Raw genomic sequence first — 14280 nt, forward strand, 5'->3', positions numbered from 1 at the left:
TTGGCCCGTCCTGCTAATCAAAAGCTCCCCCTTCAGGGGGCTGGGGGGTTTTCCACAATTTCCACCAGGGTATCCCCGGCGAATCATGGTGCTCATAATGATAACCGAAAAAATAACAGCTCAAAAAAGCCAATACATGATTGCGCGATTGGCTCCTGGCAAAATAGGGATTATTGTGCTCGCCTTTGTGTGGCTGATAAGTACCAAAATAAAATAACTGCAGCGTACTTAACAGCGAGGGTACCACCCAAAACATAATCAGATTGGGTTGCGGGATCCACAACTTTAAAATATTGAACAAAACAGCCATCACCACAATTTGCCATACGGATAAATAATTGCGGATAAACCTTACATACCAGCTCCAGAAACCACCCGCATGATAATCCGGATCATCGGCGGTATGCACATGGCTATGATGCTGATGATGTTTGGTATATAGCTTTGGATACCAGAACGAGGCATATAAAAAAGTACAGATATACCCGGTAAGATTATTCAGTGTCCGGTTGGGTGATACGGTGCCGTGCATGGCATCGTGCGCGGTGATGAACAAGCCAGTGTACAGGTGCATTTGAACCAGCACCAACAGATAAACCAGTGGATTAGCAAAGTTGAAATGCCAACGCATTAATAAAATAATGCTGACCGCCCAGCTGCCCATAACCAGCATGGCAATAAATAAACCTGTATTTGAGGGGCTTTTTGGCATGATGCTCATACAACAGCAAAAAGCGTGCTGTTAAAATTGTTCAAGCGCGGCCTTTACGTCCTGCATCAGCCACATGGGGGTTGATGTAGCCCCGGCTATACCAATGGTATCATTTGGTGAAAAGGTAGTCTTATCCAGCTCGCTTGCTGATGATATAAAGTAGGTATTGGGATTATGCTTGCGGCATACTTCAAACAACACCTTCCCGTTTGATGATTTACGGCCCGATACAAAAACGACCTTATCAAATTGGCGCGCAAATTTGGGCAGGTCCTTATCCCGGTTGGATACCTGGCGACAAATGGTATCATTAGCTTTGAGATTGTATCCACGGGATATCAGCTCATCCTTTATACCATAAAACTTTTCCATGCTTTTGGTGGTCTGGGTATACAGCGTAATGTTTTGCGGAAGCTCTACATTGTCTAGCTCGGCAATATCCTGGAAAACTATGGCCTCGTTGTTGGTTTGTCCTTCCAGGCCAATAACTTCGGCATGACCGTGTTTACCAAATATCAGGATCTTCTCCTTAGCATCGTACGATGTTTTAATGCGGTTTTGCAGCTTTAAAACCACCGGACAGGAGGCATCTATCAGGGTAATGTTGTTCTCTAAAGCTATACGGTAAGTATCAGGAGCTTCACCATGTGCGCGGATCAGTACTTTTTCGTTGCGCAGATTTGCCAGTTCGCTATGTTCAATAATGCGCAAACCCAGCGCTTTCAGCCGTTCCACTTCTTCGTCGTTATGCACAATATCGCCCAGGCAATACAGGTAGCCGTCCTCGGCCAGTATTTCTTCGGCCATATCAATAGCATAAACCACCCCGAAACAAAAGCCCGAATCCTGATCAATAGTAACCTTTAACTGATACTCTCCCATGGTGTTGCAAATTTACAGCAAAAATAACCGTTGATGGTAATGATTATGTGATTTCGTTGATTTTTGTTAAAACGATATCCCTTATTTAGCGCAAGCCTGGTGCGTGGATGACTTGTGTTTATGAGCATGTTAAGGGTCAGCCTTCCACAATCTTAAACGCAAGACTTGCGCCAAAGCTTGTAACTCCACCTTTAGGGGGTTGGGGTTAGTTCAGTATCGCCAATCCCATAAAAAACATGAACTGCGCAATAAGCAGCACGGGAGACACTATATTTTGCGGCTTAAACTTAAACTGATCAAAAACAAAGAGCAGCAACGCACTTAACCCAAACCAGCAAACATAATTTTTTAGGGGGATATGGTTATCGGCCCAATGCCAGTAATCAAAATGGATAGCCATCGGTTCTATTAGTATATCCAGCAATACCAGAATAACAGCACCGATCAATATTCTTATGATTTTACTTTTGATGCGGCTTCTTTGCAGCAATACCCCGGTGGAGTAGATGAGTAAAAACCAGTTTACACCTATCATCAGCGGGATCCGGAACAATTGGATACCCAGTGTTTCGCCATAAACATAGTTGCCAAACAGCCAACCGGTATGCACACCTATCAGCTCCGCTGTAAAACCAATAATGAAGATGAACAGGGCAAAAAGAAAAAAGCGGCCATCCAATTGATGATGGTTGTATATAATGACGACCGTCATCAGCAGTAAATGCCAGGGTACCAGTTTTAAAAATAACACGTCGGTTGCCGGCAGGGAGCATCCCACTAAGCCAACCACATGAAATAATATAATGATGATAATGGATACGCGCTGCGATCTTGTAGCGACCCCGTTTAATAGATTTTTCAAATCCTGCGCCCTTTCCATACCGTAGTTTTGGTGAGATGCTTTTGTATGGATAAACCCGCTATGATCAGCATATTGAACATTTGCACCGGGTGCATGATGATGTTACTCACCGGGCTCTGGTCAGATAACAGCGAGATCATGATACGGCTCAATGCAATTAGTCCCAGCATAAAGAATAGCAGGGGCAGGTTTAAGGTCATGCTCACGATCATCGGTCCGCCGATAATAAGTACGATATAAATTAAAAAGCCAATGATGCTGTAATTAAAAGCCGCCAGGAAATTTTTACTAAATCCGTTTATAGCCTCGTTATAATTTTTGTACATACGGCAACTGATCATGCCATTGGCCAGCAGGGCTTCGCCATTATAAGCGTTGGCTTTAATTAACCGCATGATCTCTACATCCTCCACCACTTTATTCTTTACCGCTTTATGCCATTGATGTTGGTGATAAGTAGCGGCATCAAACAGCATAAACTGCCCGCTTGCTGCGGCTACCGAAGCATTTTTTACCAGGTATATCAAGCGTACGGGTAATAAGTTTAACAATATAAAGTGCATGAGCGGCACAACGGCCCTTTCGCCGGGAGTTTCCATTTGTTGATCGGCAAACAGGCTTAGCAAGCCCAACTGGTGCAGATGCATCCGGTGCACCGCGCTATTGATCAAACCATCTTTTACCTCTTCATCGGCATCCAGGAAGAGTAAATAATCACCATCGGCCTGCTGGGCCAGTTGGTGGCAGGCGTGATTTTTACCTATCCAGCCATCCGGTAATTTACCTCCTTTGATCACCCGGAAACGCGGGTGGTTTTCAGCAAAAGTCGAACAAACGGCATAGGTATCATCGGTTGATTCATCATCCAGTATAATCACCTCATAATTTTGATACTCCTGCCGATGGATAGATTGTAGCAACACAAGAATATTATCAGCCTCGTTGCGAGCCGGGATGAGGATAGATACTTTGTCCTGATAGGCCTTAGCTACCCGGTGCAGCTTGGGATTGGATATAAAATTAAACAGGGTTACTGTAAAACGCAGAATAATAAAAAAGAGGGTTATTGATATGGCAATGATCACTTTTATAATATTATTTCGGTTTCACTTTGTTTTGATAAATCATAATGCTGCTGATAAGCCTTTGCAAGCTCATCTATACCTTTATAAGCCGAATTTCCATCGATGCTTTTTAAGTAAACGGTGGCCGTTGGCTTTTTATGTTTTAAGTACTGAATAAATGTTGCCGAAAATACAAGCCTGAAATTATCCCGGGCCTGTTCTATTATCCGCCAGATCCCCTTTTCAAAATATACCTTGTCGACAAAATTCGAATAAAGTTTCCCCTGCGGAAATATCAATACCAGGTTTTGCGGATCATCAAGCAATTGGGCGGCATAGTTTAGTGACTGTAACACATCCCTGGAATTTTTATTGACCGAAAAGGCGCCTGCATATCTTAACGCGGGTGCTTTACGGGCCGTATCTTCCAGCATCATCACGTGGAGTTTCTTTTTTAGCAGCCGACTGTTAACACAGTATAATATCAGTCCGTCCCAAAAACTAAAGTGATTACTGATGAGCAGGATTGATCTTTGAGGATCGGTTTCAATACTGTTAAACGATAAATTATAAAAATGCCTGCCAACTATCCACCTGATATAGTAGTGCATAAAGCGATTAATAAAAAAGTTCTTTTTATCGTACAGCATGCTATCGCAAGTTAACTAATAACAGCTATCAGTGCTCCATATTAGCCTGTTTTTTTAAGGCCTGCTGATGAAAATCGTTGATGTGTTGTTTCAGCTCTTCAAAGGGCACCTCACCCGCAACGCCGCAGTCAAAATGATGCATGTAGGCCCTTGGTTTCAGACCCTCGAAATAATCGATCAGCGTACATTGGTAAACTATCTGGCAGGGGCCTTTGATCTGTTTGATCAACCGCTCAATGCCATTTTCAACATGGATGTACGTTTCATGATTAGAGTAAAGCGCCCCTTGAGGAAATATGGTGACCAGATTTTCCGGGTTATTCAGCAAACCAGCCGAATAGGTAAGCGACTCCAGCATTTCGCGCGAGCCTTTTTTCATGGAAAAAGCCCCCAGGTATTTAAAATACCAGTGTTTTAAAAAATGATCATGCTGCATCATGATATAAAGGCGGCGCTTTAAGTTGTTAAAGGCGGCGTAGTTGGCAAAAAAACCATCCCACCAACTAAAATGATTGGTGAGCAGCAGAATAGAATGCCCCGGGCGCGGTTCAAACGGCTGTATGTTGATCTCCTTAAAATTACGGCCCATCCACCAGCGCATAAAGCGGTAAAACATTCGGCTTAAAGTATCATTCTGGCGCGATGGCAACATAATTTATCGTACTAAATATTCATCCAATGCTTTAATAACCAACCAGTGGCCCAAGGCCAGTTCGTGCACCTCGGCATTATCCAGCTTTTCAATAAAAGGCATCGCTGCCGATTTGGGGAACAGTTTATCATCCTTCCCAAATATCAGCTGGCAATTAATTTTATACTGATTGATCTGAGCGGCTATTTTTTCCACATCGGGTTTCAGTAAACGGATCAAATTTAAGGTATAATAAGTATCCAGCCGTTTTTGTTCGGTATCAATTTCATTATAGGCTATCTGGTACAAATTATTATCTATCATACCTGCCCGTTTTACGGTCCTTAATACAAAAGGGGCCAGCCATTTGCTTTTGGTTACCCTCCGGAACATGAATTTACCCAGCGGGTTGTGCAATAAAAAATGAAAACCTTTATATACCGACAGCCCATCCGGTGCCATTAATATCACATCATCAATTAAGTGAGCGTATTCTTCCAGTAATATCAAAGCCAGGTTGGCGCCTATAGAGTAACCCATCACCGAAAACCGCTGTTCGCCATAGGTTTTAAACCATTCCTGCATATACGTATGCACCATATTTTTGGGCATACCAGCGGTGATCTGCTCTTCTGTCCAGCCTTCCAGCTTACTGCCACCATGAAAGAAATGATCGAAACCGTAAATATGGTATTTGGGTAATATGGACTGTTCAAGCACCTGGAATTGCTTCCCCGTCATGCCATAGCCATGAAAAGCCAGCAGTGGTTTCTCGCCGGTACCATATTCATGAAAATGCGCTTTACCCAAACCGGGCAGATGTAAAAACCCCATTGTACCCCCTAGCCCTGTTTTTTGATGTGCAAATATGCAGATTTCAGATGTGCAGATGAAGAGTAATGAAGAAATCTACACATTTACACATCTTCAGAATCATCTGCACATCTATAATCCGCACATCTGCACATCTATATGTTCCATGATCATTTTTGTTGCCCCCGTATGCTCCTGTACGTAGTTGTATATTTTTTTGCGGGTTGTACTGTAAAATGCCTCGTCGGTGATCAAAGTATCTACAATACCTTTTAGCTGTGTTTCATTGCCAATACTGAAACCAGCTTTTAAAGCTATCAGTTCCCGAGCCTCGTTAAACTTTAAATAATGCGGACCAAAAATTACGGGTAAACCAAAGGCTGCGGCTTCGAGGGTATTGTGGATACCGACACCAAAGCCACCTCCAATGTACGCTATTTCGCCATAGGCATATAAGGATGACAGCATACCGATGTTATCGATGATGAGAGTGGTGAGTTCCTTTTTCGAATTTTGAATTTTGAATTTTGAATTATCTTTCAGTTCCGAATATCTTATTGCTGAACCTTCGGGTAATAGTCCTATCAGGTTGTTTATTTTTTCCTCACCAATCTCATGCGGGGCAAAAATAAATTTCCAGTCCGGGTATAGTACAGGCAAACTGGCCAGCAGCTTCTCATCTTCGGGCCAGGTGCTGCCTGCGATAAAAAGTTTTTGGGTATTCTTAAATTCGCTTACGCCAGCTACCTCTTTCGGGCTTTGCGCGTTGGCCCATACGCGGTCAAAACGGGTGTCGCCGCTTACAGTTATATTGGTAATTCCCAGGTTACTAAGCAGTTGTTTTGAAGGTTCATCCTGCAAAAAGAAGTGGGTAACAAAGCTTAACATTTTACGGTGCAAACCGCCATACCATTTAAAAAACACCTGTCCGGGTCTGAATATACCGGAGACTATATATAATGGAATATTCTGTCGATTCAGTTCATTAAAATAATGATACCAGTATTCATATTTGGTAAATATGGCCATATCCGGTTTTACCGCTGCAATAAAATCGCGGGCATTATCGGGGGTATCCAAAGGCAGGTAGTAAACCGCGTCGGCAAGCGGAGTATTTTTTCGGATCTCATAACCCGAGGGTGAAAAAAAAGTAACTACAATGCTTTTGCCGGGATACTGCTGGCGCATTGCCTCCAGAATTGGCCGCCCTTGTTCAAATTCGCCAAGAGATGCAAAATGGAACCAGATACTGCTATTAAAACGGTCCAGCTTTTGTTGCCGACGCCCGTTTATCCACAGGCCGGCTTTGGCGTTAAAAAACGAAGCGAGCCATATAGCGAAGTAATATAATTTGATCCCAATGTTATATAAAAACATCAATTTAAGTATGAATGATTATCTTAGCCGGGCATAAAAGTAATAACAATAGTTTAATGTTCATTGGCTCATTAGTTCGTTAGTTTATTGGTACCCGTCCTTTGTATCAATTGGTCTGTACCGCGTTCACCAATGAACCATTGAACTAATGAACCAACGAACCAAACAATTAAATATGTCAACTCGTAAACGGATATTAATAACCGGAGCAGCCGGCTTTCTGGGCTCGCACCTGTGCGATAGGTTCATTAAAGAAGACTACCATGTAATTGGCATGGATAACCTGATCACCGGCGATCTGCGTAATATTGAACACTTGTTTAAACTGGAGAATTTTGAGTTTTATAACCATGATGTATCCAAATTTGTATATGTTCCCGGCGAACTGCATTACATATTGCATTTTGCTTCGCCGGCAAGTCCTATTGATTATTTAAAAATACCTATACAAACCTTAAAGGTGGGTTCACTGGGTACGCATAACTTGCTGGGACTGGCCCGGGCCAAAGGTTCCCGGATGCTGATCGCTTCCACATCGGAAGTTTATGGCGACCCGAACGTTAACCCCCAGCCCGAAGAATATTGGGGTAATGTAAACCCGGTAGGCCCAAGGGGTGTTTATGACGAAGCCAAACGTTTCCAGGAAGCCATTACCATGGCTTACCATACCTTTCATGGGCTGGAAACCCGCATCGTACGGATCTTTAATACCTATGGCCCGCGTATGCGCTTAAATGACGGACGTGTATTACCCGCCTTTATTGGCCAGGCTTTAAGGGGTGAATCATTAACCATGTTTGGCGATGGTTCACAAACCCGTTCATTTTGTTATGTAGATGACCTGGTTGAAGGTATCTACCGCCTGTTGCACAGTGATTATGCCCAACCGGTGAACATCGGCAACCCGGATGAGATCACTATTAAACAATTTGGCGAGGAGATCATCAAGCTAACCGGTACCGATCAAAAACTGATCAGCCTGCCTTTGCCGGTTGATGACCCTAAACAACGCCGGCCGGATATCACCAAGGCCAAAGCTATTTTAGGCTGGGAACCCAAAGTATCCAGAAGCGAGGGTTTAAAGATCACGCTGGATTATTTTAAATCCCTGCCCGAAAAAGAAATAAACCACAAAGATTTTGCACACTATAATAAATAATAACATACCTATTTAAAAATGAAGATATTAGTAACCGGCGGTTTAGGTTTTATTGGCTCTCATACCGTTGTTGAATTGGTAAATGCAGGTTACGAACCTGTTATAGTTGATGACCTGTCAAACTCAGATCCTAAAATACTGGATCAGATAGCGCGAATCATAGGTTACAAGCCCGTTTTTCACAAGCTTGACCTAAGCGATGAACATAGTGTAAAAGAACTGGCCGTTAAAGAGCCCGATATTGATGGCATTATTCATTTTGCCGCTTTCAAGGCAGTTGGCGAGTCGGTACAAAAACCGCTTAAATATTACCGCAATAATTTTTACTCCCTCATTAATTTGCTGGAAGCTTATTACGGTAAACCACTGAATTTTATTTTTTCATCAAGCTGCACCGTTTACGGACAACCAGACATATTACCAGTTACCGAGAACGCACCAGTAAAACCAGCTGAATCACCGTATGGCAATACCAAACAAATTGCCGAAGAGATCCTGACCGATATGGTAGCCTCAGGCAGTAACTATAAAGTAATATCATTAAGATATTTTAATCCGGTAGGGGCGCATGAAACCGCATTGATAGGAGAGCTCCCAATTGGTGTGCCGCAAAACCTGGTTCCTTTTATTACCCAGACCGCTATTGGCAAACGCGAAAAATTAACCGTATTTGGCAACGATTACAGCACTGCAGATGGCAGCTGTGTTCGTGACTACATACACGTGGTTGATTTGGCCAAAGCGCATGTGGCCGCCCTTAAACTGGCCGAAAAAGAAAGCTTTACCGGTTATGACGTATTTAATATCGGTACCGGCAATGGCAGCACAGTATTAGAGGTGATACACGCCTTTGAACGCACCACTGGTGTAAAATTAAATTACCAGATTGGCCCGCGCCGTGCAGGCGACGTAGAAAAAGTTTGGGGGGATGTGACCAAATCAACCCATAAACTGGGCTGGAAAGCCGAACTAGGTGTTGAAACCATGATGTTATCGGCCTGGGAATGGGAAAAATATATATCACAAAATCCTTTATAAATTAACAAGCAAACAGATGAAAAAGATCATTATTACAGGTGGTGCTGGTTTTATAGGATCGCATGTGGTGCGTCGTTTTGTAAAAAACTACCCTGATTATACCATTGTTAATTTAGATAAACTAACTTATGCAGGTAATCTGGCAAACCTTACTGATATTGAGAATGAGCCTAATTACCGCTTTGTAAAAGGCGATATAGTTGATATAGCTTTTATTAACGAACTGTTTGCCACCGAACAGCCCGACGCGGTGATACACCTGGCTGCAGAATCACATGTTGACCGCTCTATTGTAAGTCCGCTGGAATTTGTGATGACCAATGTAGTGGGGACCGTTAACCTGCTTAACGCGGCCCGTGAAAACTGGAAAGGCCGTTACGATCAAACCCGTTTTTACCATGTTTCAACCGACGAGGTTTATGGCACCCTGGGCGATGATGGCATGTTTACCGAAGAGACAGCCTATGATCCGCATTCACCATACTCGGCATCAAAAGCAAGTTCAGACCACTTTGTGCGCGCTTACCAGGATACTTATGGTATGAACACCGTACTATCCAATTGCTCTAACAACTACGGCTCTTATCACTTTCCTGAAAAGCTGATACCTTTGGCCATTAATAACATTAAACAAAGCAAACCCGTACCGGTATACGGCAAAGGCGAAAATATACGCGACTGGCTTTGGGTAGAAGATCATGCCCGCGCTATCGACCTTATTTTCCATAAAGCTAAAGCAGGATCAACCTATAACATCGGTGGTCATAACGAATGGAAGAACATTGACCTGATCAATTTGTTATGTACTATACTCGATAAGAAACTGGGCAGGGCCGAAGGAGAATCGGCTAAACTGATCACCTTTGTAACAGACAGGGCGGGACATGATCTAAGATATGCCATAGATGCATCCAAACTTAAAGATGAGTTAGGTTGGGTACCCGGAATAACATTTGAAGAAGGACTGGAAAAAACAGTCGACTGGTACCTGGCTAATGAAGAATGGTTGGAAAACGTTACATCAGGCCATTATCAGCAATACTACAGTGAACAATATGCTAACCGTTAACCACAAGCACCTATGGGCTCCGGAAAAATAATTAACTGCGAATATTATGTTTGGGTTATTTAAAAAGAAAAAGGAAAGGCATGCGAACTTTAACTATGATTCGATCATGGTTGATATGCACTCACATGTATTGCCCGGGATAGATGATGGTGCTAAAACACCAGAAGACTCTATTATCCTGATTCGTAAGATGATAGAGTTGGGGATAAAAAAGATTATTGCGACCCCGCATATAATGGTCGATTTTTACAGGAATACTCCGGAAACCATTAATAACGCGCTTAACATATTAAAGGCCGAACTGATAAAAGAAAACATTGATATACCTGTTGAAGCAGCCGCTGAACACTATTTCGATGAAACCTTTGAAGCCCGTGTAGATGAACGCAAATTGCTTACCATGGGCGATAATTATGCCTTATTTGAGTTTTCGTTCATCAATAAACCGCCAAACGCTATAACGGTTATTCAAAAGATGAACGACATGGGCTATAAACCAATCCTGGCCCATCCAGAAAGGTATCCTTATATGGACCTGGAACAATTTAAAAACCTGCATACCTGGGGTTGTAATTTTCAGTTGAATACCATTTCATTAACCGGATATTATGGCCGTGAAGCAAAGAGAATGGCCGAAAGCTTAATAGATAATGAGCTGGTTGATTTCATATCAAGTGATATGCACCATCCCAAACACGCCGCGGCGTTAAAGGATGCCCTGCGAACTACTTACATTGAGAAACTGCTCTTTGATTACCCGTTGAAGAATACTTTGTTGATGTAAAGGGAGCAGGGATTTTGGGAACAAAGAGCAAGGATATAAAGAGCAAAGAATAAGGAGTAAAAGAAATCTTTGCTCCTTATTCCAAAAATCCTTGGTCCAAAAAATTATTCGTATCTCAACGCTTCTACCGGATCAAGCCTGGAGGCCTTTTTTGCCGGGTAATAGCCCGATATCAAACCAATAAAAGTACATAACAGCACAGCAAAGAACAGCCATGCCCATGGCACCACGAACGTTCCGCTAATTTGAACAGCTATCAGGTTACCTATTGCCATTCCTAACAGTATACCAACAGCTCCGCCTATAAGGCATATTACAATAGCTTCAATTAAAAACTGCTTGCGGATCACCGCTGGTGTTGCCCCTATAGCTTTACGCACACCTATCTCACGCGTACGCTCGGTAACCGATACCAGCATAATGTTCATAAGCCCGATGGCCGCACCGATCAGGGTAATGATACCGATGGCGAAACCCGCGACAGTAATACCCGTTAACTGGCCTGAAAGCTCCTTCTGTATAGAATCGCTTCGGGTAATATCAAAATTTGTATCGTTGGCAATGTTGAGGCCACGAATGTTCCGGAATAAAGAAGTAGCCTCGCCTATGGATGCATCAAGGCCGCCGGGATTTGCAACCTTAATAGTTATAGTGTAGGAGATGTTACGCACCGTATCTATCTGCTTGGCTTTCAATATCGGTATGATACAGAATTTATCACCACCAAATGAACTGGAGCCTTTTGACGCGATTACGCCAACTATGCGATATTTATTACTGCCAATAAAAAGCGACTTGTTTATCGGATCTTCCTTTTTAAAAAGTTTTGATTTGATCTCATCACCAATAAGTACCACATTGGCACCATGTTCCAGTTCCGACGATGAAAAATTACGCCCGAAGGATAATTTTTTGCCGCTGGTAGCCAGGTAATTTTCATTGGAGCCCGAAATAGAAATATTAGGATTTGTTTTTTGATTTCCGTACTTAGCTACTGCCGTACCCGTAACATCCAGATTAATGGCGGTTAAAACCGGTAATTTAAATGTTTTTTTAAATCGTTCGGCCTGATCGTAAGTAACTGCCGGGTAAGCCTTATGATTTCCGCCGTTGCCAAAGTTGAGTCCTTCACCCCGGTTTTGAATGGTGAACGAATTGGCTCCCAGATCGGCAAAGGCATCATTGGTAAACTGCCGTATCCCCTCAATAGCGGTTAAAATACCAACCAGGGCCATAATACCTATAGCGATAATTAACGAGGTAAGCGATGTACGCAGCCTGTTGCCGGCTATAGATTGTAATGCAATAGAGACATTTTCTTTGTAGGAGGTTTTTACCGGCATGGTATAAAAATAAAAAAACTTTGCGGTTTGACTGTGCACTGCATCATTTTGTTACAGCAAACTCAACCGTTATAATAAATAAAATCACAGCTTGCTTGTTTGTATAATAACAATAATCTATTTTCAACGCAAAATAACCTTATCCATGAAGAAGATCCTGCTATTATTCACTATAGCTTTCATTTTTACATTAAGCGCTCAGGCTCAAATTGAGATCACACGCCCTATTGAACAATTGGGGTTTAATGAACACACAATAGTTACCAATGTTCAGGGCAAAAAATACACTTATGAGGATTGGAGCAAATTGATGGCAACGGGTAAATACAAATTAAACCCCGTTAAGCATGATAGCGACAGCACTGCTTTTATACTGATCGAAAGAGATGAAGCCACCGAAAATAAGGTGATGGCTAAAGCCCCAAAACCAGAGGAAACCAAATTTTTTAAAACCGGAAATTCATTTACCTTTTTTGACATGAAGGAGGTAAATGGCACCATGATCAGATCGGCCGATTTAAAAGGGAAAATTGTAGTGCTAAACTTTTGGTTTATAGCCTGCCCGCCATGCAGATATGAAATGCCTGAACTTAACCGCATAGCCGAAGCATATCAAAACCGTACGGATGTTGTGTTTATTGGAATTTCTTTAGACAAAACAGACAATATTGAGCGCTTTCTGAAGGTATCGCCGTTCAAGTATCACATAGTTGGCGACTCTATGCCATTATTTACCTATTATGGTGTTGACCAATGCCCGGCAAGCTTGGTGGTTGATAAAGATGGCATCATCAGGTTTAACAGCCAAGGCTACGGTGAGGGTGCAGTTCCTTACTGGATCAGGAAAACTATTGATGAAATAAAATAACAAACAAAAGGCAACCCATGGGCCGCCTTTTAACAATATCTTAAACCTGTAGTTTATACCGCAAATGAAGTACCACAGCCGCAGGTACTGGCGGCATTGGGGTTATTAAAGGTAAATCCACGAGCGTTCAAACCATCCTGAAAGTCAATTTGCATACCTGCCAGGTACAAGCCATGGGCCTTATGCATAAATACCCTTATGCCATCAATATCATATTCCTGGTCACCATCCTTTTTTTGATCAAAGCCAAGCACATAATTCATGCCCGAGCAGCCACCACCTTCAACACCAACACGCAGGCCAAAATCCTCGCCTATCTCTTGCTGATCCTTTAATTTAAAAAGTTCTTTAACGGCTCCCGGGGTAAAGGTTACCGGTGCAATTTCAACAGCAGTACTCATCTTATTTTTATTTAACTATACAAATATAATGTAAAATGTAGATTTTTGTTGCAACCGGTATTTTATGACCTCAGTTTAACATTTTATAACACATGCAAACATTACCCTATATACTTGATATTTTAAAATATACCGTTGCCGGCATCGGGGTAGTGTGGGTGGCACTATATTTATTTAAACCCTACCTGGATAAAGCCGAGCAAATACAGGTGCTTGAACTAAAAAGGGCCGTTAGTAGTCAAACCCTGCCCTTACGCCTGCAGGCTTATGAGCGGGTTATACTATTTATTGAAAGGGTTAACCCTACCAGCATGCTTATCCGCCTTAACACTCCGGGCCTGTCTGCAGCCGAACTGCACATGATAGTTGTTACCGAGATCAGAAATGAGTTTCAGCATAATGTTACTCAGCAAATTTACGTAAGCGTTAGAGTATGGAATGTAGTAAAAAGAGTAAAGGATGATACGCTGGCCCTGGTGAACAATACCATTAAGGCTCTCCCGCCTGATGCTTCGGGTACTGAGATGAGTAAAACTATCCTGATCCATTTAAGTAAGCTGGAGCAGGACCCATATGAAATAGCCACGGGTTTAGTTAGGCAGGATATAGAAGAATTATTTTAACCAC

At 42.5% G+C, this 14280-nt stretch carries 16 protein-coding genes; 6 read left to right on the top strand and 10 right to left on the bottom strand.

Annotated elements, in window-relative coordinates; all coding sequences use genetic code 11:
- Positions 1-13: 13 nt before the first annotated feature.
- From AC57BQ_RS20695 to AC57BQ_RS20730, 8 genes are all read right to left on the bottom strand, one after another.
- Entirely contained in the window at positions 14-712 is a 699-nt protein-coding gene (locus tag AC57BQ_RS20695) for a fatty acid desaturase (protein ID WP_496408071.1), read from the bottom strand.
- Between the two features lie 30 nt (positions 713-742).
- Positions 743-1594: a 4-hydroxy-3-methylbut-2-enyl diphosphate reductase gene (locus AC57BQ_RS20700; RefSeq protein WP_496408072.1), complete on the bottom strand. Its 852-nt coding sequence runs from the start codon at positions 1592-1594 to the stop codon at positions 743-745.
- Between the two features lie 205 nt (positions 1595-1799).
- Positions 1800-2456, bottom strand: a complete 657-nt coding sequence (locus AC57BQ_RS20705) for a carotenoid biosynthesis protein (RefSeq protein ID WP_496408073.1) — start codon at positions 2454-2456, stop codon at positions 1800-1802.
- A complete protein-coding gene (locus tag AC57BQ_RS20710; RefSeq protein ID WP_496408074.1) occupies positions 2453-3541 on the bottom strand; it encodes a glycosyltransferase family 2 protein in 1089 nt (362 codons plus the stop codon). Before AC57BQ_RS20710 ends, AC57BQ_RS20705 begins: the two co-directional genes overlap by 4 nt.
- A gap of 2 nt (positions 3542-3543) precedes the next feature.
- Entirely contained in the window at positions 3544-4170 is a 627-nt protein-coding gene (locus AC57BQ_RS20715; RefSeq protein WP_496408075.1) for a lysophospholipid acyltransferase family protein, read from the bottom strand.
- A gap of 28 nt (positions 4171-4198) precedes the next feature.
- Positions 4199-4822 (bottom strand): 1-acyl-sn-glycerol-3-phosphate acyltransferase, encoded by a 624-nt coding sequence (locus AC57BQ_RS20720; RefSeq protein WP_496408076.1) that lies wholly within the window; start codon positions 4820-4822, stop codon positions 4199-4201.
- Between the two features lie 3 nt (positions 4823-4825).
- Entirely contained in the window at positions 4826-5635 is an 810-nt protein-coding gene (locus tag AC57BQ_RS20725) for an alpha/beta fold hydrolase (RefSeq protein WP_496408077.1), read from the bottom strand.
- A 111-nt stretch (positions 5636-5746) separates the two neighbouring features.
- On the bottom strand, positions 5747-6991 hold the full coding sequence (locus AC57BQ_RS20730; protein ID WP_496408078.1) for a 3-deoxy-D-manno-octulosonic acid transferase: 1245 nt from the start codon (positions 6989-6991) through the stop codon (positions 5747-5749).
- 175 nt (positions 6992-7166) lie between these two features.
- Between AC57BQ_RS20730 and AC57BQ_RS20735 the strand changes: the two genes are divergently transcribed.
- From AC57BQ_RS20735 to AC57BQ_RS20750, 4 genes are read left to right on the top strand one after another with little or no spacing between them, the layout of a single operon-like run.
- Entirely contained in the window at positions 7167-8150 is a 984-nt protein-coding gene (locus tag AC57BQ_RS20735) for a UDP-glucuronic acid decarboxylase family protein (RefSeq protein WP_496408079.1), read from the top strand.
- A gap of 18 nt (positions 8151-8168) precedes the next feature.
- On the top strand, positions 8169-9188 hold the full coding sequence (gene galE, locus AC57BQ_RS20740) for a UDP-glucose 4-epimerase GalE (protein WP_496408080.1): 1020 nt from the start codon (positions 8169-8171) through the stop codon (positions 9186-9188).
- A gap of 16 nt (positions 9189-9204) precedes the next feature.
- Positions 9205-10257: a dTDP-glucose 4,6-dehydratase gene (gene rfbB / locus AC57BQ_RS20745; protein ID WP_090470015.1), complete on the top strand. Its 1053-nt coding sequence runs from the start codon at positions 9205-9207 to the stop codon at positions 10255-10257.
- Between the two features lie 46 nt (positions 10258-10303).
- Positions 10304-11041 (top strand): tyrosine-protein phosphatase, encoded by a 738-nt coding sequence (locus AC57BQ_RS20750; protein ID WP_496408081.1) that lies wholly within the window; start codon positions 10304-10306, stop codon positions 11039-11041.
- Between the two features lie 104 nt (positions 11042-11145).
- Here the strand turns inward: AC57BQ_RS20750 and AC57BQ_RS20755 are convergent, their stop codons facing one another.
- Positions 11146-12384 (bottom strand): ABC transporter permease, encoded by a 1239-nt coding sequence (locus AC57BQ_RS20755; protein WP_496408082.1) that lies wholly within the window; start codon positions 12382-12384, stop codon positions 11146-11148.
- Between the two features lie 145 nt (positions 12385-12529).
- On the opposite strand from AC57BQ_RS20755, the gene AC57BQ_RS20760 reads away from it, so the two are divergent.
- Positions 12530-13252, top strand: a complete 723-nt coding sequence (locus AC57BQ_RS20760; protein WP_496408083.1) for a TlpA family protein disulfide reductase — start codon at positions 12530-12532, stop codon at positions 13250-13252.
- Between the two features lie 53 nt (positions 13253-13305).
- Here the strand turns inward: AC57BQ_RS20760 and AC57BQ_RS20765 are convergent, their stop codons facing one another.
- Entirely contained in the window at positions 13306-13653 is a 348-nt protein-coding gene (locus tag AC57BQ_RS20765) for a HesB/IscA family protein (protein ID WP_496408084.1), read from the bottom strand.
- Between the two features lie 92 nt (positions 13654-13745).
- Between AC57BQ_RS20765 and AC57BQ_RS20770 the strand changes: the two genes are divergently transcribed.
- The gene (locus AC57BQ_RS20770) at positions 13746-14276 is read left to right on the top strand and encodes a DUF7935 family protein (protein WP_496408085.1); all 531 of its coding nucleotides are present in this window, start codon (positions 13746-13748) and stop codon (positions 14274-14276) included.
- Positions 14277-14280 lie beyond the last annotated feature (4 nt).

Source organism: Mucilaginibacter sp. BGA-UO-ETr-C110, from assembly GCF_059567985.1.